This is a genomic window from Nocardia sp. NPDC059195 (genome assembly GCF_042754695.1).
GTDB lineage: Bacteria > Actinomycetota > Actinomycetes > Mycobacteriales > Mycobacteriaceae > Nocardia.
Map to the genome: position 1 here is coordinate 55,233 of NZ_JBHZBG010000021.1, position 21,949 is coordinate 77,181.

Here is a 21,949-nt window from a genome sequence, read left to right on the forward strand (position 1 = left end):
GAACCCTGGTCGTCCCTTCCCTCCACCGGGACTACCGAACCCTGGTCGTCCCTTCCCTCCACCGGGACTACCGAACCCTGGTCGTCCCTTCCCTCCACCGGGACTACCGAACCCTGGTCGTCCCTTCCCTCCTCGCCGCGTCTACCACCTACCCCGCACCGCGGCAATCACCCCCGCGAGCACAACCGCGCCGACCTGCACAGCCGCCGACATCCGCACCGCGCGACGCAGGTCCGCAACCGTAGGTGCCGGTCCGTCGCCAAGAGTGGGACGCAATTCGGTGCCGTATCGGTACTGCGTGAGCCCGCCGAGCCGGATGCCGAGCGCACCCGCCATCGACGCCTCGACAACCCCGGCGTTGGGGCTCGGATGCTTGGCCGCGTCACGCCGCCACGCGCGAAACGACGCCATCGGAGTGCCGCCGACCAGCGGGGCGAGGGCGGCAGTGAGCAGCCCGGTGACGCGGGCGGGGATCAGGTTGGCGATGTCGTCGGTGCGAGCGGCGGCCCAGCCGAAGTTCTCGTACCGCTCGTTCCGATACCCGATCATCGCATCGAGTGTGTTGACAGCGCGGTACCCGAGCAGGCCAGGAACTCCAGCAACCGCGCCCCACATCAGCGGCGCCACCGCCGCATCCGACGTGTTCTCGGCAATGGATTCCAGCGCTGCCCGAGCCAACCCGTCAGCATCGAGCACCGAAGGATCCCGCCCACACAGCGACGGCAGCAGCTCCCGCGCCCCCGCGATATCGCCGGCATCGAGCCGATCCGCCATCGCCTGCCCCGCCCGCGCCAAACTTCGCCCACCTAGCGCGGTCCAGGTCGCCAGCGCGGTAGCCAACAGGCCACCCCGGGCGCCGATCACGCCGATCCCCAGCACAGATCCGACCGCGACAACCTCGTGCACCACCCCGGCCCGCCGATCATCGACATAGGTCACCTTCTCCCATGCCGCTGCCGCCGACCCGAATCCGGCCACCGGATGCCACCGCCGTGGATCGGCGAACACCCGATCGAGCACGAATCCCAGCACCAGCCCGACCGCCGTCGATGTCCCTTTTCGCACCGGCCGAGGGTAGCGGGCGGCGGCGATGTCACACCGGCGACCGCTGGTTCGTCATCACGGTGACGGCGCTTCTAGACTCGCCGGGACCGAGCAAGATCAACCGAACGGGCGCCCACCATGACCTCACCGCAGCCTCTCGATCAGGCCGAACTGGCCCGCCGCTTCGAGGAACATCGCCCCTACCTGCGACGACTCGCCTACAGCACGCTCGGAAGCATCAGCGACGCCGAGGACGTGGTGCAGGACGCGTGGCTGCGCCTGCAACGACAGTTCGAAGCGGGCAAGGCGGACGAGATCGACAACCTGCGCGCCTGGCTCACCACCGTCATCGGCCGCCTCGCCCTGGACCAGCTCGGGTCCGCACGCGCCCGCCGCGAACAGTACGTCGGCGAATGGCTGCCGGAACCGGAAGTCACTTCCTGGGACGATCCAGCCGACCGGATCTCCCAGGACGAACGTGTCACCACCGCGCTCCTGGTCGTACTCGAGTCGCTGTCGCCCGCCGAACGCACCGCGTTCGTGCTGCAAGATGTGTTCGGCATGACCGGTCCCGAGGTCTCCGAGGTAGTCGGGCGCACGCCCGCCGCGGTCCGGCAGCTCGCCTCCCGCGCCCGCAAGCATGTCGAGAACGGCACCCCACGTTTTCCCGCGTCCCCGGCCGAGCAGGAGAAGGTCGTCTCGGCGTTCGCGCTGGCCTGGCGCTCCGGTGATCTGAGTTCGCTGCTCGGCGTGCTCGACCAGAACGTGGTCCTCACCGCCGACGGCGGCGGCAAGGTGCCCGCCATCCGTCAGCCGGTGCGCGGTGCGGAGCTCATCGCCAAGATGCTGCTCGGCTGGTACAACACCGCGAACGGCTGGGGCCGGGCGGTGCTGGTCAACGGCATGCCCGGGCTGGTCGTCTTCGACGGCGCCAACGTCGGCGTCTTCTCGTTCGTCATCGACGCCGGTCATGTCGTGGCGATCAACATCGTCCGCAATCCCGACAAGCTCCGCGATCTGCCTACCGAGGGCGCCCCGGACTGGTACCTGGGCGGCGGCAAATAACGTCGGACAGGGACCTAGATCATCAAGAACTGGCGCGGATTTCCGCTCGGGCGATATTGCCGGTCGCCAGCGCGATCGGTGTCGGCCAGGCGCTCTACGGCGACGCGCGATTGCGCCATAGCCTGGTGACCACTTGCCCAACGGGCGGTCTCCGTTATGCGCCGAGCGAATAACCGTGCGCGGCCGCGACTTCGGCGGACAGCAGTTTGCCGTCGACTGCCGTGAGCCCGGCGGCCAGACCGGGATCGGCGGCGCATGCTCCGCGCCAGCCCTTGTCCGCGATCACCAGCGCGAACGGCAGAGTGGCGTTGGTGAGTGCCACGGTCGAGGTGTGCGGCACCGCGCCGGGCATGTTCGCTACGCAGTAGAACAGCGAATCAGCCACGGGGAAGGTCGGATTCGCGTGCGTGGTCGGCCGGGTCGAGGTGAAGCAACCGCCCTGATCGACAGCGATGTCGACGAGTACCGAGCCGGGCCGCATCCGCGCGACGAGCTCGTCGGATACCAATTTCGGCGCCTTGGCCCCCGGTACCAGAACCGACCCGATCACCAGATCTGCCGCGACCACAGCCTTTTCGATCTCGAGCACGTGCGAGGCGAGGGTGCCGACCCGGCCGGCGAAGCGCGCGTCGAGTTCACGTAACCGCGCCAGATTCGTATCGAGCACGCTCACCCTGGCGCCCATCCCGACCGCGATACTCGCCGCGTTCGTCCCCGCCACGCCACCGCCGAGCACCACCACGTCGGCCGGGCGCACCCCGGGCACGCCTCCGAGCAGCATGCCGCCGCCACCCATCGGCGCCATCAGGTGATAGGCCCCGACCTGGGCACTCAGCTTGCCCGCCACCTCACTCATCGGTGCGAGCAGCGGCAGCGAGCCGTCGGCCCCGCGCACCGTCTCGTAGGCGATGGCGACGATCCCCGAGGACAGGACGGCGTCGGTGCATTCCTTCGACGCCGCCAGATGCAGAAAGGTGAACAGCACCTGATCGCGGCGCATCAGCGAATATTCCTGCGCGATCGGCTCTTTCACCTTCACCACCAGATCCGACCGAGCCCAGACCTGATCGGCGTCGGCCGCGATCCGCGTACCGGTGGCGCGATAGGCGTCGTCGGCGAATCCCGACCCGACACCGGCACCGGCCTGCACGAGCACTTCGTGCCCGTGCGCGACCAGTTCGGCGGCGCCCGCCGGCGTGAGCGCCACCCGGTACTCCTGTGGCTTGACCTCCGTCGGTACCCCGACGATTACGCCCGTTCGCGTCATCCGGCAAGCCTAGGACCTGCGCCGGAGCTCAGCCGCCGCCTCGATCGCGTGTCGCGGCCGAGGCAGCTACGCCGGGGCCGGAACCGCCGTGCTCGACGTGGTTTCCGGGGCGGTCGCCGCAACGGTGGTGGTCGTCGGCGGAGTTGTTGTCGGCTCCGTTGTCGTCACCGGGGGTGACGTAGTAGTCGTCGGGGCCACGGTTGTCGTGACCGGCGGGGCTGTTTCGCCGCATTCGTTGTGACCACAGCTGTCTGTTCCGCACTCCGGGCCGGGCACGCAGGTGTGCCCGGGCGGGATTCCGCATTCGTTGTGACCACAGCTGTCTGTTCCACAGTCCGGGCCGGGCACACAGTTGTAGCCGGGCGGGATCTCACTCTGCGCGGGCGAGCCCGGCGCCGCCTGCGTCGGCGAGTGATAGTACGACGACTCCGGCGCTGATCCACCACCCGAACCACCCGGATCAGTCGATGCCGCAGGCGAACTCGTCGGCGCCACCGATGTCGTCGCGGTCACCGAAGTCTTCGACACCGAACTCGATCCGGAGTCACCGGAGTTGCCGCCGTCCGACGAACACGCGCCGACAGCGAACACCACCAAGGCCATCAGCACACCGAGCACCACACGGAATAGATTTCCCCGCAGTAACTTCCGCAACATTTCTTCTCCTCAGCCCACAGACCCGCGCCCGACAGCAGCGGGCGCGGGTCAACGAAAGATGTTAGATAGCAGAACTATTCGTAATCGCCGCGCACACCGAAAACATTTCACCCCGCACCGACCCCGGCGCCCGCTCCGCCACGTCCACCGCATGCCCGCGACGTCTCCGGCGGCCCACCGCGCGCAGTTCCGCGGTACGGCGCAATAATGACGTTCATGATCATCAAGGTGAGCGGGTTCACGCCCGAGATCGACGACACTGCCTGGATCGCGCCGAACGCGACCGTGATCGGCCGGGTGCGCCTCGGCGCCGAGGTCGGCGTCTGGTACTCGGCGGTGCTGCGCGGCGACCTCGAGCAGATCAGCATCGGCGCGCGCACCAATATCCAGGACGGCTGCGTGCTGCACGCCGACCCCGGTTTCGCGCTCACCGTCGGCGCCGGAGTCTCGGTGGGACACAATGCGATTCTGCACGGCTGCACCATCGGCGACGATGTACTCGTCGGCATGGGCGCGACGGTGCTCAACGGCGCGGTGATCGGTGCGGGCAGCCTGATCGCGGCCAATGCCCTGATTCCCGAGGGCGCGCAGATTCCGCCCGGCTCGCTCGTGGCGGGCGTGCCGGGCAAGGTGCGTCGCGAGCTCACCCCCGCCCAACAGGATGGGATCAAGCTCAACGCGGCGGTGTATCTGCACAATCTGACCAACCATCGCGATGCCGAGGTGTTGTGACCCGTCACATTGATCAAGCGTCCAGTAGGTAGACCTGATAGCATCTACCCTGCGTATTGCGTGGCGATCATGAGAGTGGCGATCGGCACCGGATACGCGAGGTAGGAGGTATCACGGTGGCATACGTGCATTCCGGTGTGCACCGAGCGGCGGGACGGGTCAGCGTGGCCGATATCGCCGCCCAACCCGGCGGCATCGAAGCACTCCAATCCCGCGTTCACGAGCTCCGATCCCGTGGAGTTCATTTCGCGGCCAATGCGATCGAGCAGGAGATGGCCGCATTCGATCTGCCCCCACAGGGATAATGGGGTAATGCCTACCGTTTCGTCGATCCTCGCGCGGATACTCGAGAAGCCCGTCACGGACGGGGAGAAGCTGCTCGACAGTGCGCTGTCGGCGTTTCTGGACTTCGGGATCAAACGCACGAGCATGGGCGAGATCGCCCGGCGGGCCGGGATCAGCCCAGCCACCCTCTACCGACGCTACGAATCCAAGAACGAACTGGTCGAAGCCGTCGGCGTGCGCGAGGCGCAACGCTATGTGACCGATATCGACGAGCGGGTCCGCGCGGTCACCGAACCCGACGAGCAGCTCGTCGAGATCTTCGTCGCCTTCGTCACCACCATCGCGGGCAACGAACTGCTGCGCCGGTTGCTCAGCACCGAACCGGAGATCATCCTGCCCCGGCTCACCACCGAGGCCGGACCGATCCTCGCCGTAGGGCGCGCCTATCTGGCCGAGAAGCTGCGCGAGCTGCGGGTACCCGAATTCGACCCCGATCTGGTCGCCGAGATCATGGCGCGACTCGCCCTGTCGCTGGCGCTGACCCCCGACGGGCTCATTCCGCTCGACGATCCAGAGGCCGGACGAGAGTTCGCGCGGCGCACACTGCTACCGATGGTCGGCATCCGCGACATCCACTGACACCCCGAACGCCGCCGCCACCACCTCATCGATCCCCGAATCAGCCACCGGCACACCATCTTCCAGCAGCGCGCGCACGCTTCGCACGATCTCACCCGCCGCCGCGCCGGCAGGATCGGGCAGCGGCAGTCGCGCTACGTACTGGGTGATCCAGCGGCGGCGGCCCGAGTACAGCCGGTTACCGCAGACAGCGTCGTAGAACCGCAGACCCAGCGCCGAATTCGCCACGCCCATCAGCAGATACGCCAGATCGGTGGCCGCTCGGCCCACGCCGAGGTCGGTGAGCGAGATCCAGTAGCAGTCACCGTTGACGACCGCGCCCGACCGATCGAGGGCGAATCGTGGACGTGCGCTGATGTCGGGGAACACCAATTTCGGCGCACCCCAGAGGTGTGGGCGTTGTGGCACCCAGATCTCGAACCACTTCCGGCCACCGTCGAGGACGTAACGCCTGCCCGACAGCACCTCCTCGTGGGACCGCAAATACTCTGCTGCACAAGGGAATTCGGCAAGATCGATCGGGGTGCGTCTGGGCTCGAGCAGATCGTAGGGATAGAGCACCCTCGTGCCACGCGCCATCGCGACCCGCCACGGCTGCAGATCGTGGTGAGTGATCAACTCCCGCAACAGTTCCGGCTCGGGTGTCGGATCCATCTGGTCCCACCGGTCCGAGATGAACACCCGATCCGCCGTCGTCTTGATCCCCACCCTGATGCGCGTGGCCTCCCCGAACGAGCGCCAGGTGCGATCGGCGATCCGGCCGAGCCAGTGATCGACCGAGGGGCGCGACATGCGCCAAGCGGTGTCACCGTGACGACCGGACCGGCCACCGTCGACCGTTCCCGAGTCGACGGACGCGTCGACCAGCACACTCGCCGGCCGCGGCGGGCCTGCCGGGAGCGGAGCGGTGGTCGCGGTCCCGCGCGCTTCGCCCGTCGCCAACACGCCGACCTCCACCGCGAACACCCGCCCCCCGGCGCCGAGAAGACAGGCGTCCTCGCCCGCCAGCGCGTCGAAAAGCTCGGTGGTGCAGTCGGGTTCGACTCCCACCTCCTCATAGACCGAGACGTATCGGCAGTCGGGTGGGCCGGTGCCGCGCACAGCTACGGTGATCGCGGGCAGCACCGCGGCGGTGAAGAGTTTGGTGTCACCGAGGTCGTAGAGCTCCACCGGCGTCAGTTCACCGGTGAGGATCCGACGCAGGTTCGCCCCGGCCCGAGTGGTGAGAAACCGGTTGGCACAGAGCAACCCGAGCACTCCCCCGGCATCCAACAGCCGCGGCGCGATGGCAACGAAGGGATGGGTGAGGTCGATCCGTCCCCGGAGGCCGAACTGTTTGCTCAGCAGTTGGGCAGTCGGGCCGCCCAGCTGCTGGGTCCGGACATACGGCGGATTGCTGATGATCAAGTCGAATGAGCCGTCCGCCAGATGAGCGGCGGCCGACAGGAAATCGCCCGCACGGCAATCTATGTCGACACCGAGCGCGGCGGCCCGCCCCCCGGTCTCGTCGACAGCCTGTCGATCCAGGTCATATCCGGTGAGGTGAACCGCGACATCCGGTGCCCCCGAAGCGATTTCCCGATGCACCGCCAGCAGCAGCTCGCCATCTCCGCAGGCCGGGTCGAGCACACGCAGCGTTGCGGCGCGTGGCACGTACCGCAGCGCCCGTCGCGCCAGGAACCGCGCGAGGTCCGGTGGCGTGTAGTGCCTGCCGTGCCGTTTGCGCTCCTGCGCGTCGCGGGCCTGCGAAGCCATGCGATCGATTGTGCCCCGGAACTGCCCCGATGCACCGCAGGCGCGAGCCGAGACCCGACGCAACTGCCTTACCTGCGCAAACGCGATCGAGCATTTCAAACAGTGGGTTGCACCACTTCAACAGGGGTAGAGGGGCCACCGGGCGATGGGTAACGTCTGTCCGGTTTCACCCCGCTGCACCGAAGCCGAGGACGATGCCGAGACTCAGCACGCTGACCGCCGCACTCACCGCCGTAGCCCTCACCGTGCTGCCCACGTCGCTCCCGGCGCCTGCGCAGGCCGACCCCGGACAATACGCGCCGACCATGCTGATCCTCGACGCCTCCGGCTCGATGGAGCGCCCCGATCAGGGCGGCACCATGATGGATTCCGCCAAGCGGGCGGTCCGTAGCTTCGTCGCCTCGGCGCCCGCCGAATCCTCGGTCGGACTCACCACTTACGGCACCGGCACCAGCAATTCCGAGGCGGACAAGGCAGCAGGCTGCCGCGATGTCCAGGTGCTGCAACAGCCGACGACCATCGACAAGCCCGCACTCACCGCCGCGGTCGACGGCATCCACGCGCGCGGCTGGACCCCGATGGGCACCGCGCTGCGCCAGGCCGCCGACGCGCTGCCCGATTCCGGGCCACGTTCGATCGTGCTCGTCTCCGACGGTGACGACACCTGTTCGCCGCCGGACCCGTGCGAGGTCGCCCGGGAGTTGAAGCAGCAGGGCCTCGACCTGATCGTGCATTCGATCGGGTTCGCCGTCGACGACAAGGCGCGGGCCCAGCTCACCTGCATGGCACAGGCCACCGGCGGCACCTACAGCGACGCCGCCGACGGTGCCGCGCTGGAACGCATTCTGCCGCGGGTGAGTTCGGCCGCCCTGCGCAACTACCAGGCCACCGGCACGCCCATCACCGGCACCGGCGAATACCGCACCGCCCCGGTCGCGAAGCCGGGTCAGTACCTCGACACCATCGGCCAGCAGGAGAAGCGCTTCTACGCGGTCGACGTGCCCGCGGGCGCCACCGCCTACTTCACCGGGATCGTCTCGTTCCCCCGGCAGAAGGACATCTCGCAGTCCGAGGACATGAACGCGCTGGAACTGCGCATCTTCGGGCGCGACGGCATCGACTGCAATATCCGCGAACGCGAACTCGGCGGCTCGGCCAGCGACGGTGTCGCGCTCACCGTCGCCAAGGCGTTCGACGGTGCGGCCGAAGAACCCACCGGCGCCAACTCCGCCAAATGCAAAGGCGGGGGCCGCTATTACTTCGAGCTCAACTGGGACCTGGTGTCCAAGGGCTCGCCCGCGCGCCTGCCGATAGAGGTCCTCGTCGGCATCGAGCCCGGCGTCACCGATCCCGGCCCCGCCGCCGACACCACTGCGATCACGTTCACCGACCCGGCAGGCACCCCGCAGCCGATCACCGGCGGCGGCTCGTTCACGGTCGCCTCGACGCTGCAGGGCAGCGGCAATTACAGCGATACCCTGCAGCCCGGCGAGTACGTCTTCTACCGGGTGCGACTCGACTGGGGTCAGGGTTTGGCCTACCGAGTGCGCTTCGCGGAGACCGACGGGGTGAAGTACGGAACCGCCACGAATGTGGCGACCTCGATGTACTCGCCGCTCGGCCGGGAGATCGACTCCGACACCACGGTCTACACCGGGACGTCGAGCGCCGAACTCACCCTCGCCTCGGTGCCGGTTCGGTACGCCAACCGGGACGAGTCCGATGGGCAGGTGAAGCGCGCGTCGGTGGCCGGCTGGTATTACATCGCGGTCAAACTCGGCACTCCAGGCGGCACGGACACCATGCCACCGGCTCCGGTGCAGCTCGATCTCACCGTGTCGGGCACTGCCGAACCGGGGCCGACCTATATCGGTGCCGGCCCGGAGGCCGCACCGGAAAAACCTGTGGCCGTCAGTGATTCGCCGACGACGTCCGAGCCGTGGACCGTCTACGTCCTGATCGGCGCCGGCCTGGCGTTGCTCGCCGGTATCGGCACGGCGATCTTCGTTGTCTCCCGCAGACGCAGCTAGGTTCCCCACGATCGCGCCGACACCCGAGTACGGGGTGTCGGCGGGTTCCGCACCGGTGGCCCAACTGCTAAGTTAGTCTCGAAACGAGACCAGTTCTCCGCACCAGAGGGAGCCGCGCGATGGCGCAGACCGACCATGACAGCAGCGATTTCGCCACCCTCCAGCGGCTGGCCGACGAACGCTGGACCTGCCGCCAGTTCCTCCCCGAACAGGTCGACCGCCCGACCATCGAACAGGTACTGACCCTCGCGCAACGCACCCCTTCGTGGTGCAACACCCAGCCGTGGCAGGTCGTGGTCACCACGGGCGAAGGCACCGACCGGTTCCGCAAGGAACTGCTCGACCACATCCAAACCTCTGGCAGCACACCCGATTTCGAATTCCCCGCCGCCTACGAGGGTGTCTACCGCGACCGTCGCCGCGCCTGCGGATTCCAGCTCTACGACAGCGTCGGCATCGCCAAGGGCGACCACGAGAAGACCATGCGCCAGATGGTGTGCAACTTCGAATTCTTCGGCGCCCCGCACGTCGCCATCGTCACCTCCGAGGCCGACCTCGGCATCTACGGCGCCATCGACTGCGGCCTCTGGCTCGAGAACTTCCTCCTCGGCGCCCAAGCCCTCGGCCTCGGCGCCGCCCCCCAGGCGGCTCTGGCCTCCTACGCCCCGTTCATCCGCGACTACTTCGCCATCCCCGACACCCGCAAGGTCGTCTTCGGCATCTCCTTCGGCCACCCCGACCCGGCCCACCCCATCAACACCTTCCGCACCGCCCGCGCCCCCCTCGAAGACCAGATCACCTGGCACACGTCCTGAGCCGGGCCGCCGCGTCAGGCGGGACGTGCGCCCGCGGTCATTCCAGGACCGGCTTCCGGCTCGACATCACGAGCGGTGACCTCCGCGGCGCACGTGTCGCACGTCAGATGCGCGTGCGCTTCACCCGGACAGCCGCGGTGCCGGTATTGCACCGGCGGTCCATCCGGTGCCATGTAGGTGTCGCCCCAATCCCGAATCGCCATCAGGATCGGGTAGAGGGCATGGCCTTTTTCGGTGAGGCGGTATTCCTCGTAGGCACCGTCCCCGGCGGGGCGTTTCACCAGGATTTCGTGTTCGATCAGCCGATCCAGGCGGTCGCGTAGTCGGCTTCGCGAAATTCCCAGCGCGCTCTGGAACGCGTTGAACCGGCGCACTCCGGCGAAGCTGTACTTCAAAATCAGCAAGGTCCAGCGGTCACCGAAGATCACCAGCGGCCGTGTGATCGAGCACGGGACGTCTGCGAGTTCTTCATAGCGCACCCTGCCATTATGCGCGGCGACCACCTCAGCCCGCCCGAACCAACGATGCAGTTGACCGGGGGGAAGCTCGCGGCACATCCGATAGCGATCAGCAATCACCCAGCATGCCAGCGCTCGAGTGTTCTCGATCTCACCAAAAACATACCGAGAACATGTTTCAATTCCGAAGCCGCCGGTGTGTTCGGAGGGTGCAGGACAAGTGGATCTAAGGAGCTCGTCGGTGTCTGTTCGTATATCGCATTTCAGGAAGTCAGCGCTGGTATTCGCACTGTTGGGGATTGTGCTCATCGCGGGAGCGGTGGCGCTTCGGTTCGTGATCGTGCCCTCGTCGATGAAGCTGCCCGAGGACCTGAACTCATTCCAGAAATACGAGGGAACAGCACAGGCGTTGAACGGTAAGGCGCTCGCCACCGGCGACCTGGCAAACCTGCTGACCCCGCAGGTGCCGATCACCGCCGATGCCGGAGTGGTCGTCAACGCCGTCGACGGCGACACCGCGATCGTGACGAGGGCCTCGGCGATCACGAGTCCCGACGGCAGCGTCCAGAACAAGCTGTACACCTATGCGGTGAACCGTGTCGACTACGGCGCGGTGACGCTGAGCGACAGTCAGCGTGACGCTCTGGTCCCCGCCGAGCAGAAGGCCGATTTCGTAGCACACACCGGGCTGGCCTTCACCTGGCCGATGAATCCGTCCAAGGACGGAACCATCATGTTCGACCCGGTGACGCGCACCGCCCAGCCTGCCACCTTCGTCGACGAGGGCGAACTCAACGGCCGCCACGTGTTCAACTACCGCATCGAGGCAGTCGGCCCGGTCGCCGATCCGGCCATTCTGAGCAAGTTCGCCACGTTCCCCAAGCAGCTGCCCAAGACGCTCATCGCCGGAATGCTGCAGGCAGGCGTCGTGCCGGAACAGTCCCGCGCCACCCTGGCCGCCGCCCTGCCGACCCTGCCCGACCTCGTCGACCTCAGCTTCGGCTCCACCTACGACTTCCGCGCCGCCGTCGACGACGAATTCGGCGCTCCGCTGCGCGTCGACCAGACCCAGGGCATCTACGCGACCGTCTCGGCCAACGGCAAAGACATCCCCACCATCCCGCTCTCGATCACCTCGATGCACACCACCGACCCCGCGATCGCCGCCTCCGCGGACAAACTCGCCAAGAACGCGACCCTCCTGTCGATCATGAACCTCTGGGTCCCCCTGGCCCTGGTCATCCTCGGTCTCGGCCTCATCGCCTTCGCCACCACCCGCCGCAATCCCGAAGCCTGACCACCAGATGGCACCGTGACAAAATGACTTTCGGCCCCGGGAAAAATCCCGGGGCCGAAAGTCGCTGTGCGAGTTCAGATCACAGCGGGATGTTCTTGTGGTGGCTCTTGCGGGCCGGTGCCGAGGCCAGGGCCGTGGCGATGATGCTGCGGGTTTTGGCTGGGTCGATGACCTCGTCCACTACGCCGATGGCTACGGCGCGTTCGACGCCGCCTGCGAGCTGCTCGTGTTCGGCGGTAAGGCGCTCGTGGAGAGCGTCACGCTCGGATTCGGGGGCGGCGGCGAGTGCCTTCTTATGGAGGATGCCGACGGCGGCCTTGGCGCCCATGACGGCCACTTCGGAGCCGGGCCAGGCGTAGACGGCGGTGGCGCCGAGGGCGCGGGCGTTCATGGCGATGTAGGCGCCGCCGTAGATCTTGCGGGTCACCAGGGTGACGCGGGGGACGCGTGCTTCGGCGAAGGCGTGCAACAGCTTCGCGCCGCGACGGACCACGCCCTCGAGTTCCTGGCCGACGCCGGGCAGATAGCCGGGGACGTCGGTGACCACGATCAGCGGGATGCCGAACGCGTCGCACAGGCGCACGAAACGTGAAGCCTTCTCGGCACTTTCGGAGTTCAGGCAGCCGCCGAGGCGCAGCGGGTTGTTGGCCAGGACGCCGACGGTGCGGCCGCCGAGACGGCCGAGACCGGTGACCATGCTGCGGGCGTAACCACCCTGGAGTTCCTCGAAGGAGGACTCACCGTCGACATTGTCGAGCAACTCGTGCACGATCGGCTTCACGTCGTAGGCGCGCTTGGCCGACTCCGGCAGCATCGCCTTGAGGTCCACATCGCCGTGCTCGGCCGCGACCAGGTCGAACTCGCCCTGCTCGGCGAACATCGAGACCAGCCGACGCGCGCGGTGCATGGCATCGGCCTCGTCGTCGGCGGCGATGTGGCAGACACCGGACTTCTTGAAGTGTGTGGTGGGACCGCCCAGGGTCGCCATGTCGACGTTCTCACCGGTCACCGAGCGCACCACGTCGGGTCCGGTGACGAACACGCGGCCCTCGGGCGCCATGATGACCACATCGGTCAGCGCGGGACCGTAGGCGGCGCCACCGGCGGCGAAACCGAGCACCACCGAAATCTGGGGGACGAGGCCGGACGCGCGAACCATGGCCTCGAAGACCAGGCCGACCGCGTGCAGCGCCTCGACACCTTCGGCCAGGCGTGCGCCACCGGAGTGCCACAGCCCGACGACGGGAATGCCGGATTCGATCGCGGTATCGATCGCGTCGACGATGTGCTTGCAGCCCTCGACGCCCATCGCGCCACCCATGACGGTGGCGTCGGAGCAGTAGGCCACGGTGCGGACACCGTCGACCTCGCCGATCGCGGCGAGCACGCCGGAGCGGTCACGCGGATGCAGCGGCAGGACGGTGCCGGGGTCGAAGAAACGTTGGAGCCGACCCAGTGGGTCGCGCGGATCTGTGGTGGTGTCTTGAAACGCGGGAGCAATGATGGTCATCGCGCTCACTCCTTCGAAAAGAGATGCCGCTGCGGCGGCTGCTGTGGCGAACCGCCGGTGGGAGTCGAACCATTCAGTTGGCACGACCCCCACCGGGGATCGGAATGCAGTCGGCGGCTTATGCCCGACCGAAGGCGAGCGCGACGTTGTGCCCACCGAAACCGAAGGAATTGTTGATCGCGTACTCGATTTCCTGGCGACGGGCTTCCCCGTGCACCACATCGAGATCGATCGCCGGATCCTGGTTGTCCAGGTTCAGCGTCGGCGGAACAATGCCGTCGCGGATCGAGAGCACCGTGAGGATCGACTCGAGGGCGCCGACGGCACCGATCGAGTGGCCCAGTGCCGACTTGGGCGCGTACACCGAAGCGTGCTGCACCCCGGCGTAATGGATCGCGTTCTTCTCGGCGAGGTCGCCGATCGGGGTCGCGGTCGCATGGGCATTCACGTGCGCGATGTCACGCGGGGTAATTCCGGCGGTTCGCATCGCGCGCTGCATGGCGCGTCCTGCACCGGTCCCCTCCGGATCAGGTGCCACCAGGTGGTACCCGTCGGAGGTGATGCCCGCGCCCAGCAGGCGGGCGTGGATGGTCGCACCGCGTGCCTTGGCGTGCTCCTCGGTCTCGATGACCATGAGTGCGCCCGCTTCGCCGAAGACAAAACCATCGCGGTCCTTGTCGAACGGCCGAGACGCGCCCTTCGGATCATCGTTGCGGGTGCTCGTGGCTCGCATCATCGAAAACGCCGCGATCGGCACATCGGAGATGAAGCCCTCGACACCACCGGTGACGACGATGTCGGCGTCACCCATCACGATCATCCGCCACGCGTTGGCGATGGCCTCCGAACCCGACGAGCACGCCGAGACCGGAGTGACCACTCCCGCCCTGGCCTTCAGCTCGAGACCGACGACCGCCGACGGACCGTTCGGCATGACCATCTGAACAGCCAGCGGCGAGATCTTGCGATAGCCACCGTTCTTCAGCTTGTCGACCGAGTCGATCAGGGCGTCGCCGCCGCCGAGTCCGGTGCCGATCGCGACGCCGAGACGGTCGTTGTCGACCTCAGGGCTGCCCGCGTTCTTCCACACCTCACGACCGAGGACGGTCGCCAGGCGCTCGACATACGCCATGCGGCGGATCTCGACCCGGCTCAACAGGGTGTCGGGGCTGACCTTCAGGTGACCGCCGATTCGCACCGGCAGGTCGTATTCCTCGATGAAGGGATCCTCGAGAACGTCGATTCCGCTCTCACCGTTGAGGAGTCCCTTCCACGTCGCATCGACATCACCAGCGATCGACGTGGTCGCCGCCATCGACGTGACGACGACGTTGGGGAAGTTCCCGTTCAAAGTACTGGGAGCAGGAGTGGTCAAAGTTCGGCCCTACTCGCCGGCGCTGTCGAACTTGGCCTTGAGCTCGGCGGCAACGTCGGAGTTCTCGGCCTCGAGCTTCTGGACGTAAGCGACGGAGTCACCAACAGTCTTCAGGCTGGCCAGATCCTCATCCGGGATCTTGACGCCGTACTTGTCTTCCATCTGCACAGCGATCTCGACCATGGACAGCGAGTCGATGTCCAGGTCGTCGACGAAGGACTTCTCGAGGGTCACCTCGGAGGGTTCGATACCCGTAACCTCTTCGATGATCTTGCCGAGTTCTTCGACGATCTGTTCCTGGGTCAGAGCGGCCACTTTGGTGGCTCCCTTCTTGTTTCTATTTGTAGGGTCGTGAACGGCCCGCACTTCGCTGTGCATGGCCGCCGGGGGAAAGCTAGCCCGAGGTGGTCAGTTCGGCCAACGCGGGGAGGTCTTCGGGGGTCTTGAGGGCCAGATTGGGCGTGCCCTTCAGTTCCCGCTTGGCGATGCCGACCAGCGTGCCCGCGGGCGGCAGCTCGACCACGGCCGAGACGGCCGCGGCGCGAATGGTCTCGTTGCACAGGTCCCAGCGCACGGGGCGAGTGACCTGAGCCGCGAGTTTCTCGATCGCGTCGGCGCCCGAGGTGACCGGCTTGCCATCGAAGTTCGACAGCAGGGTCCGGATCGGGTCGCTCGGCGAGATCTGGGCGATGGCATCGGCGACAGCTTCCTGTGCCGGGGCCATGAAGACGGTGTGGAACGCACCGGCGACGGGCAACGCGCGGACCCGTGCCTTCTCCGGCGGGTTCGCGGCGAGCTCCGCCAGAGCTTCCAGGCGGCCCGCTGCGACGATCTGGCCGACCGCGTTGCGGTTGGCCGGGACGAGATCGAGTTCGGCGAGCCGTGCGAGCACGGTGGCTTCGTCGCCACCGAGCACCGCGGACATGCCGGTCGGCTCCAGCGCACAGGCCTTGGCCATCTCCCGGCCGCGGATAGCGGCGAGGGCGACTGCCTCGTCGGCGGTGATGACACCGGCGACAGCGGCTGCGGCGAATTCGCCGACCGAGTGTCCGGCGACGACTGTATCGGCCGGAATCGACCCAGGGGCGATTTCGGCAAACGCGAGCAGTGCGGCGGCGACCACGAGCGGCTGCGTCACCGCGGTGTCGACGATCTCCTCGGCCGTCGCGGTGGTACCGAGACGGACCAGATCGAGGCCCGCGGCCTTCGACCACAGCTCGAGGCGATCAGTCGCACCGGGCAGTGCGAGCCACGGCGTGAGCATGCCGGGTGTCTGGGACCCCTGTCCAGGGGTAAGCAACGCGATCACTCCCTAAGACAACACTGTGACCCCCGCCGCACGAGATGTCGGCGCGAATGAAGCTTTCCGATCGCTTTTGTAGGGGTTCCACAAAATCCGAGGTGGGGTGTCGGGATCGACCGATTCACCAATCCCGTTACAGGGGGTCGTGAGCCATTGGGATGGGCGGGGCTTCTGTGACGGGAGGAGACGATTCGTTATGCGTTCGTGTCAAACGGCCCACTGTTGCTGCAATTCGGAGCACATATGCGTCCCGCGGATTCATCGGATCACGGCCGGTGACTTCGCCGATTCGTTTGAGTCGGTACCGAACGGTATTTGGATGGACGTACAGCTGCCGAGCGCAAGTTTCTACTGCTCCGCCACAATCCAGGTACGCGTCGAGTGTGTCGGATAACGAAGATCCGGCAGCAGCCAACGGGAGCACAAGATACTCGTTCAACGCCTCTATCGCAGCTCTATCGCCCAGCAACGCGCGTTCCGGCAACAACTCCGTGGCGTGAACGGGCCTTGGCGCCCCGCGCCAGCCGACAACGGCTTCCATCCCCGCCAACGCCTCGATCGCCGACGCGTGCGCGGCGCCGAGGGTGCGCATCGTCGGCCCGATCACCACCGGACCGCCGGAGAACACCTCGGCCAGTAGATCGGTGAGGAACGGCGAACCGATGCCCGACTCCCCCAGGTGCCCGCTGACCACCATCACCAGCCGCGCGCCCTGCACCACCGCCAGCGCGGCCCTGCCGTGTTTGGTCGCGATGGTGTGTACCGCGCCGACCGTGGACACACCCTGGTCCGCCGGGGGCGTGCCGACCAGCACCGTGGCGGGCGCTGTGGCGTCCCAGTTCAACGTGGCGGCCCGGGAGAGCATGTCCGGGCCCGTGTCGCCCCGGACCACCGCGTCGACCACCAGGGCCTCCAGGCGGGTATCCCACGCGCCACGCGACTCGGCGGCGCTGGCGTACACCGAGGCGGCCGCGAAGCCGAGCTCACGCCCGTATCGCAGCACCGCCTCGGTAAGCGCCACCAGCTGACGATCGTTGCGCGCCAGCGCGGGCAGCCACTGTTCGAAGAAGTCCATGGCCACCCGCACCATGTCCACGGTCTGGCGCAGCGTGAGCCGCCGCGCCAGATCCTGCGGAATCACCTGGAACGCGTCCAGGCTGAAGCGGATATCGGAGTCGGGATCCTGCAACCACTCCAGGAAGTTCACGACCGCCGTCTGCACCAGCATCTGCACGCCCGCGCGCTGCGCGGCGTCCAGATCGGCGAAGAACGGCAGCCGATCCTGCATCGACCCCACCGCCTCGGTGGACAGCCGGCCCGAGAACTGCTTGACCCGCTTGAGCAGCGTGTCGGGCAGCGGATCACGGGTCTGCCGGTTCGGGGACAGCGCCCCCGTCGGCAGATAGACCTCGTGTTCGCTGGTGCCCTCGGTGATCCGACGGGGCCGCGGCGGTTTGCGCTCCACAGTCCAATAGTCCGCTACGCGAGTTCCTCTGCCGCGTCCGCACTCGGCTTCGGCGCGGCGGCCACGCTGTCGATGCCGTATTTCGCGGCCGCTTCCACCGCCTTCGCCTTGTCGAACGTGCCGTCCCGGACGAGGCCCTCCAGCACCGCGACCACCATCGACTGCGCGTCGACGTTGAACACCCGGCGAGCGGCCGTCCGGGTATCGGAGAAGCCGAACCCGTCGGTCCCGAGGGTGATGTAGTCGCCGGGCACCCACTGCCGGATCTGATCGGGCACCGCGCGCATCCAGTCCGTCGCGGCGACCACCGGTCCACGCGCGGCCGAGAGCGCCTGGGTGACATAAGGCGAACCCGGATCGGAATCAGGGTGCTTGAGCGCCATGATCTCCTTGTCGAGCGCCTCCCGGCGCAGCTCGCCGAACGAGGTCACCGACCACACATCCGCGGCCACTCCCCACTCCTGCGCCAGCATCTCCTGCGCGCGCAGCCCGTCGGGCACGGTCACGCCGGAAACGAGGATCTGGGCGCGAACATCGCCCTCAGCACCGCGCTGATACAGGTACAGACCCTTGAGCAGACCCGCCACGTCGAGGTCGTCGGGCTCGGCCGGCTGCTGGTAGGGCTCGTTGTACAGGGTGATGTAGTAGAAGATGTTCTCCCCGCCGAACGTGCCGACCGCGGGCACATCGGTGCCGGGCAGCTGACTGGCCGGTGCCTCGCCGCCGCCGTACATCCGGTGCAGACCATCGCGGATGATGTGCGCGATCTCGAACGAGAACGCCGGATCGTAGGTCACCACGGCCGGATTGGTGGACGCCAGCAGCAGCGACTGCCCGTCGTTGTGCTGCAGACCTTCACCGGTGAGGGTGGTGCGGCCCGCGGTGGCGCCGAGCACGAATCCGCGTGCCAGCTGGTCGGCCGCGGCCCAGAAGCTGTCGCCGGTGCGCTGGAACCCGAACATCGAATAGAAGATGTAGAGCGGGATCATCGGCTCGCCGTGGGTGGCGTAGGAGGTGGCCACCGCGGTGAACGACGCGGTGGAACCCGCCTCATTGATGCCCTCGTGCAGGATCTGGCCGACGGTGCTCTCCTTGTAGGCGAGCATCAGTTCCGCGTCGACCGAGGTGTAGAGCTGGCCGTTGCGGTTGTAGATCTTCAGCGTGGGGAACCACGAATCCATGCCGAAGGTGCGGGCCTCGTCGGGGATGATCGGCACGATGCGCTTGCCGATCTCCTTGTCGCGCAACAGCTCCTTGACCAGACGCACCAGCGCCATGGTGGTGGCGACCTTCTGCTTGCCCGAACCCTTGCGCACCGAACGGTAGGCCTCATCGCCCGGTAGCTTCAGCGGCTCGGCGGACGAGCGACGCTCGGGCACGAAACCGCCGAGCGACTTGCGCCGGGCCAGCATGTACTGGATCGACGGATCGTCCATGCCGGGGTGGTAGTACGGCGGCAGGTACGGGTCCTTCTCCAGCTCGGCATCACTGATCGGGATGCGCTGCAGATCGCGGAAGTCCTTGAGGTCCTGCAGCGCCAGCTTCTTCATCTGATGGGTGGCGTTGCGGCCCTCGAAGTGCTTGCCGAGGGTGTAGCCCTTGATCGTCTTGGCCAGGATCACCGTCGGCTGACCCTTGTGCGCCATCGCCGCCGAATACGCCGCGTAGACCTTGCGATAGTCGTGGCCGCCGCGCTTGAGATTCCAGATCTCGCTGTCGGACATGTTCTGCACCAGCGCTTTTGTGCGCGGATCGCGGCCGAAGAAGTGGTCGCGCACGTACGCGCCGTCGTTGGCCTTGTAGGTCTGGTAGTCACCGTCAGGGGTGGAGTTCATCAGGTTCACCAGCGCGCCGTCGCGGTCGGCGCCGAGCAGCGCGTCCCACTCGCGACCCCAGACCACCTTGATCACGTTCCAGCCCGCGCCGCGGAAGAACGACTCCAGTTCCTGGATGATCTTGCCGTTGCCGCGCACCGGGCCGTCGAGCCGCTGCAGGTTGCAGTTGATCACGAACGTGAGGTTGTCGAGTGCCTCGTTGGCGGCCACCTGGATCAGGCCGCGCGACTCGGGTTCGTCCATCTCGCCGTCGCCGAGGAAGGCCCAGACGTGCTGGTCGGAGGTGTCCTTGATGCCGCGATCGGTGAGGTAGTGGTTGAACCTGGCCTGATAGATCGCGTTCATCGGGCCCAGGCCCATCGACACCGTCGGGAATTCCCAGAAGTCCGGCATCAGCCGCGGGTGCGGGTAGGACGGCAGTCCCTTGCCGAGGCCGCCGTGGCTGTATTCCTGACGGAATCCGTCGAGCCGGTCCGTGCTGAGGCGGCCCTCGAGGAAACCGCGCGCGTAGATGCCGGGCGAGGCGTGGCCCTGGATGTAGATGTGGTCGCCGCCGCCGGGATGGTCCTTGCCACGGAAGAAGTGGTTGAAACCCACCTCGTACAACGCCGCCGAGGACGCGTACGTCGAAATATGGCCGCCGACACCGATTTCGGGGCGCTGCGCGCGATGCACCATGATCGCGGCGTTCCACCGGATCCAGGCGCGGAAGCGGCGCTCGACTTCCTCGTCACCGGGGAACCACGGCTCGTTCTCGGTGGGAATCGTGTTGACGTAATCGGTCGAGGTGAGCGCCGGAATCGAGACACGGCGTTCGCCTGCGCGCTCGAGCAAGCGCAACATCAGATACCGGGCACGGCCCGGACCCTCCCGGTCGAGCATGTCGTCGAAGGATTCCAGCCACTCGCTGGTCTCTTCAGGGTCGATATCGGGTAGATACGACGCGACTCCCTCACGGATGACCCGCACCCGTTCACCGGTGGGTTTGGTGGTGGATTCACCACCCGCAGTGGAGCTGGCTACTGGATCGTTAGAAGCTGCAGAGTGGATCAGGTCGGTCAAATCTGCTCCTCGTGATGGGGGCTGAACTGCTTGGTCGGCGTCGCTATCCCCGGGCCTGCCCGCTTGGTGTGCGGACCACCCGTGACGAAAGGTTCGGGTGCACCCCCCATCCTTACCGAAAGGACTGCCCAGGTCATCACCTCGACGCGAATACCATTGGGTAGGTTCTGCGGGGAAATACGAGTCGCGCACGTGAGTGAGAGGGAACGCCGAACGATGAGGGTGCTGCACGCGCGCCGGCTGGGGCTGATCTGCGCCTTTGTCGCCGTGACCGCGGGTTCGGTGGTAGCGGGGTGCGCCGAGCAGATCCCCGGCACGCCGACGACCGACGCGGCCGAAGTGGCCGCCTACAAGACGGCGGCCGCCGCGTCGTCCTCGGCGGCCGCGTCCTCGCGCGCCGCGGCCGCGCGAGAGCGGGCGATCACCGACAACTGCGGGCAGTTCGCCACCACCACCGGCGCCGGTGTCACCGCCTACAACGACTTCGTCTCCGCGCACGACACGAACGCCCCCGACTACGCCGCCAAGCGCGAGTCCGCGGCTACCACCCTCGACAACGCGGCGACCAAAGTCGAGGCGGGCGTCGTCGCCGCGGCGGGCGCCTTGCCGACCGAACTGGCCGACAAGTTCACCGCCTATGTCGTCGCGGCGCGCGAGCTATCCGCGCAGACCAGAAAGATGACCTACAACTCACCTGTCGGCAAGCTCAACGAAGCCAGCAAGGCCATCAACCAGGCACGCACCGCAGTCCACGACGCCTGTTGAGACGGTCGATTTTGCCCTGCCGACACGCGGCATACGGTCCCAATTCATCCGATCAGCTTGCGCTGCGGCCGATAACCATGTTCGCTTGCACCTATCTTACTGTCGGAAGTTTAGGGAGGACACCACCGTGGTCGCCGCGGCGGACGCGCAGAACTACGCTCAGAAGCTTGGCATTTCTCACGGCTTGGTTGTTCAGGAATTGGGCTGGGACGAGGACACCGACGACGCATTGCGCGCCGAGATCGAGGAGGTCAGCGGCGGCGAAATGGTCGACGAAGACTCCGATGAGGTCGTCGACGCCGTCCTGCTCTGGTGGCGAGAAGGTGACGGCGATCTGGCCGACGAGCTGATGGATGCCATCAGCCCGCTGGCCGATGAAGGCTTCATCTGGGTCCTCACCCCCAAAACCGGCCAATCAGGCCATGTCGATCCGAGCGAGATCGCCGAAGCCGCACCCACGGCCGGCCTGACCCAGACATCGACCATCAGCCTCGGCAGTTGGACGGCCTCACGGCTCGTTCAGCCGAAGGCACCATCGAAACAGCGCTGAATCCGCCGTTCGCTAGGGTCTCAGTTGGGCTCGCGAGCCC

At 67.0% G+C, this 21,949-nt stretch carries 20 protein-coding genes; 9 read left to right on the forward strand and 11 right to left on the reverse strand.

Annotated elements, in window-relative coordinates:
* Window positions 1–141 precede the first annotated feature (141 nt).
* Window positions 142–1,065: a cobalamin biosynthesis protein gene (locus ACFXKN_RS23905; protein WP_378952083.1), complete on the reverse strand. Its 924-nt coding sequence runs from the start codon at window positions 1,063–1,065 to the stop codon at window positions 142–144.
* Between the two features lie 117 nt (window positions 1,066–1,182).
* Here ACFXKN_RS23905 and sigJ point away from each other — a divergent pair, with 117 nt between their 5' ends.
* On the forward strand, window positions 1,183–2,109 hold the full coding sequence (sigJ, locus tag ACFXKN_RS23910; RefSeq protein ID WP_378952086.1) for an RNA polymerase sigma factor SigJ: 927 nt from the start codon (window positions 1,183–1,185) through the stop codon (window positions 2,107–2,109).
* 154 nt (window positions 2,110–2,263) lie between these two features.
* Here sigJ and ald read toward each other — a convergent pair whose 3' ends face one another.
* Together ald and ACFXKN_RS23920 are read right to left on the reverse strand one after the other, a co-directional pair.
* A complete protein-coding gene (gene ald, locus ACFXKN_RS23915; protein ID WP_379433862.1) occupies window positions 2,264–3,376 on the reverse strand; it encodes an alanine dehydrogenase in 1,113 nt (370 codons plus the stop codon).
* Between the two features lie 28 nt (window positions 3,377–3,404).
* On the reverse strand, window positions 3,405–3,608 hold the full coding sequence (locus ACFXKN_RS23920) for a hypothetical protein (protein ID WP_379433863.1): 204 nt from the start codon (window positions 3,606–3,608) through the stop codon (window positions 3,405–3,407).
* A 641-nt stretch (window positions 3,609–4,249) separates the two neighbouring features.
* Here ACFXKN_RS23920 and ACFXKN_RS23925 point away from each other — a divergent pair.
* From ACFXKN_RS23925 to ACFXKN_RS23935, 3 genes are all read left to right on the forward strand, one after another.
* Window positions 4,250–4,765, forward strand: a complete 516-nt coding sequence (locus ACFXKN_RS23925) for a gamma carbonic anhydrase family protein (RefSeq protein WP_378952095.1) — start codon at window positions 4,250–4,252, stop codon at window positions 4,763–4,765.
* A gap of 116 nt (window positions 4,766–4,881) precedes the next feature.
* Complete coding sequence (locus ACFXKN_RS23930; RefSeq protein WP_378952098.1) at window positions 4,882–5,070, forward strand: hypothetical protein; 189 nt, start codon at window positions 4,882–4,884, stop codon at window positions 5,068–5,070.
* Between the two features lie 7 nt (window positions 5,071–5,077).
* Window positions 5,078–5,689, forward strand: a complete 612-nt coding sequence (locus ACFXKN_RS23935; RefSeq protein WP_378952101.1) for a TetR/AcrR family transcriptional regulator — start codon at window positions 5,078–5,080, stop codon at window positions 5,687–5,689.
* Here ACFXKN_RS23935 and ACFXKN_RS23940 read toward each other — a convergent pair.
* Complete coding sequence (locus tag ACFXKN_RS23940; protein ID WP_379433864.1) at window positions 5,657–7,444, reverse strand: Eco57I restriction-modification methylase domain-containing protein; 1,788 nt, start codon at window positions 7,442–7,444, stop codon at window positions 5,657–5,659. The genes ACFXKN_RS23935 and ACFXKN_RS23940 overlap by 33 nt on opposite strands.
* 194 nt (window positions 7,445–7,638) lie before the next feature.
* Between ACFXKN_RS23940 and ACFXKN_RS23945 the strand changes: the two genes are divergently transcribed.
* Both ACFXKN_RS23945 and ACFXKN_RS23950 read left to right on the forward strand, forming a co-directional pair.
* Complete coding sequence (locus tag ACFXKN_RS23945; protein ID WP_379433865.1) at window positions 7,639–9,474, forward strand: VWA domain-containing protein; 1,836 nt, start codon at window positions 7,639–7,641, stop codon at window positions 9,472–9,474.
* A gap of 119 nt (window positions 9,475–9,593) precedes the next feature.
* A complete protein-coding gene (locus ACFXKN_RS23950; protein ID WP_379433866.1) occupies window positions 9,594–10,289 on the forward strand; it encodes a nitroreductase in 696 nt (231 codons plus the stop codon).
* 14 nt (window positions 10,290–10,303) lie between these two features.
* Here ACFXKN_RS23950 and ACFXKN_RS23955 read toward each other — a convergent pair whose 3' ends face one another.
* The gene (locus ACFXKN_RS23955; RefSeq protein WP_379433867.1) at window positions 10,304–11,056 is read right to left on the reverse strand and encodes a winged helix-turn-helix transcriptional regulator; all 753 of its coding nucleotides are present in this window, start codon (window positions 11,054–11,056) and stop codon (window positions 10,304–10,306) included.
* On the opposite strand from ACFXKN_RS23955, the gene ACFXKN_RS23960 reads away from it, so the two are divergent.
* Window positions 11,049–12,044: a porin PorA family protein gene (locus ACFXKN_RS23960; protein ID WP_379433868.1), complete on the forward strand. Its 996-nt coding sequence runs from the start codon at window positions 11,049–11,051 to the stop codon at window positions 12,042–12,044. The two genes, ACFXKN_RS23955 and ACFXKN_RS23960, sit on opposite strands and share 8 nt — an antisense overlap.
* A gap of 79 nt (window positions 12,045–12,123) precedes the next feature.
* On the opposite strand, the gene ACFXKN_RS23965 is transcribed toward ACFXKN_RS23960, so the two are convergent.
* The 6 genes from ACFXKN_RS23965 to aceE all read right to left on the reverse strand — a co-directional run bounded on the left by ACFXKN_RS23965 (window position 12,124) and on the right by aceE (window position 20,594).
* On the reverse strand, window positions 12,124–13,554 hold the full coding sequence (locus ACFXKN_RS23965; RefSeq protein WP_379433869.1) for an acyl-CoA carboxylase subunit beta: 1,431 nt from the start codon (window positions 13,552–13,554) through the stop codon (window positions 12,124–12,126).
* Between the two features lie 118 nt (window positions 13,555–13,672).
* The gene (locus ACFXKN_RS23970; RefSeq protein ID WP_378952119.1) at window positions 13,673–14,929 is read right to left on the reverse strand and encodes a KasA/KasB family beta-ketoacyl-ACP synthase; all 1,257 of its coding nucleotides are present in this window, start codon (window positions 14,927–14,929) and stop codon (window positions 13,673–13,675) included.
* 9 nt (window positions 14,930–14,938) lie between these two features.
* A complete protein-coding gene (acpM, locus tag ACFXKN_RS23975) occupies window positions 14,939–15,244 on the reverse strand; it encodes a meromycolate extension acyl carrier protein AcpM (protein WP_062992023.1) in 306 nt (101 codons plus the stop codon).
* A gap of 79 nt (window positions 15,245–15,323) precedes the next feature.
* Window positions 15,324–16,238 (reverse strand): ACP S-malonyltransferase, encoded by a 915-nt coding sequence (locus ACFXKN_RS23980; RefSeq protein WP_378952123.1) that lies wholly within the window; start codon window positions 16,236–16,238, stop codon window positions 15,324–15,326.
* Between the two features lie 127 nt (window positions 16,239–16,365).
* Complete coding sequence (locus tag ACFXKN_RS23985) at window positions 16,366–17,667, reverse strand: PucR family transcriptional regulator (RefSeq protein WP_378952933.1); 1,302 nt, start codon at window positions 17,665–17,667, stop codon at window positions 16,366–16,368.
* Window positions 17,668–17,711: 44 nt separating this feature from the next.
* On the reverse strand, window positions 17,712–20,594 hold the full coding sequence (gene aceE / locus ACFXKN_RS23990; protein WP_379433870.1) for a pyruvate dehydrogenase (acetyl-transferring), homodimeric type: 2,883 nt from the start codon (window positions 20,592–20,594) through the stop codon (window positions 17,712–17,714).
* A gap of 216 nt (window positions 20,595–20,810) precedes the next feature.
* Between aceE and ACFXKN_RS23995 the strand changes: the two genes are divergently transcribed.
* Together ACFXKN_RS23995 and ACFXKN_RS24000 are read left to right on the forward strand one after the other, a co-directional pair.
* Window positions 20,811–21,359, forward strand: a complete 549-nt coding sequence (locus ACFXKN_RS23995) for a hypothetical protein (RefSeq protein WP_378952130.1) — start codon at window positions 20,811–20,813, stop codon at window positions 21,357–21,359.
* Between the two features lie 127 nt (window positions 21,360–21,486).
* Window positions 21,487–21,909 carry a DUF3052 domain-containing protein gene (locus ACFXKN_RS24000; protein ID WP_266299004.1) on the forward strand — a complete coding sequence of 141 codons (423 nt, stop codon included), beginning with the start codon at window positions 21,487–21,489 and terminating at the stop codon, window positions 21,907–21,909.
* Window positions 21,910–21,949 lie beyond the last annotated feature (40 nt).

Bases quoted from the DNA above. Each gene is read 5' to 3' on its own strand.
- ACFXKN_RS23955 (WP_379433867.1), bottom strand. From the start codon at position 11,056: ATGAGCACAATCCCCAACAGTGCGAATACCAGCGCTGACTTCCTGAAA.
- ACFXKN_RS23965 (WP_379433869.1), bottom strand. From the start codon at position 13,554: ATGACCATCATTGCTCCCGCGTTTCAAGACACCACCACAGATCCGCGC.
- sigJ (WP_378952086.1), top strand. From the start codon at position 1,183: ATGACCTCACCGCAGCCTCTCGATCAGGCCGAACTGGCCCGCCGCTTC.
- ACFXKN_RS23945 (WP_379433865.1), top strand. From the start codon at position 7,639: ATGCCGAGACTCAGCACGCTGACCGCCGCACTCACCGCCGTAGCCCTC.
- ACFXKN_RS23925 (WP_378952095.1), top strand. From the start codon at position 4,250: ATGATCATCAAGGTGAGCGGGTTCACGCCCGAGATCGACGACACTGCC.
- ACFXKN_RS23940 (WP_379433864.1), bottom strand. From the start codon at position 7,444: ATGGCTTCGCAGGCCCGCGACGCGCAGGAGCGCAAACGGCACGGCAGG.
- ACFXKN_RS23920 (WP_379433863.1), bottom strand. From the start codon at position 3,608: ATGCGGCGAAACAGCCCCGCCGGTCACGACAACCGTGGCCCCGACGAC.
- ald (WP_379433862.1), bottom strand. From the start codon at position 3,376: ATGACGCGAACGGGCGTAATCGTCGGGGTACCGACGGAGGTCAAGCCA.
- ACFXKN_RS23950 (WP_379433866.1), top strand. From the start codon at position 9,594: ATGGCGCAGACCGACCATGACAGCAGCGATTTCGCCACCCTCCAGCGG.
- ACFXKN_RS23995 (WP_378952130.1), top strand. From the start codon at position 20,811: ATGAGGGTGCTGCACGCGCGCCGGCTGGGGCTGATCTGCGCCTTTGTC.
- ACFXKN_RS23935 (WP_378952101.1), top strand. From the start codon at position 5,078: ATGCCTACCGTTTCGTCGATCCTCGCGCGGATACTCGAGAAGCCCGTC.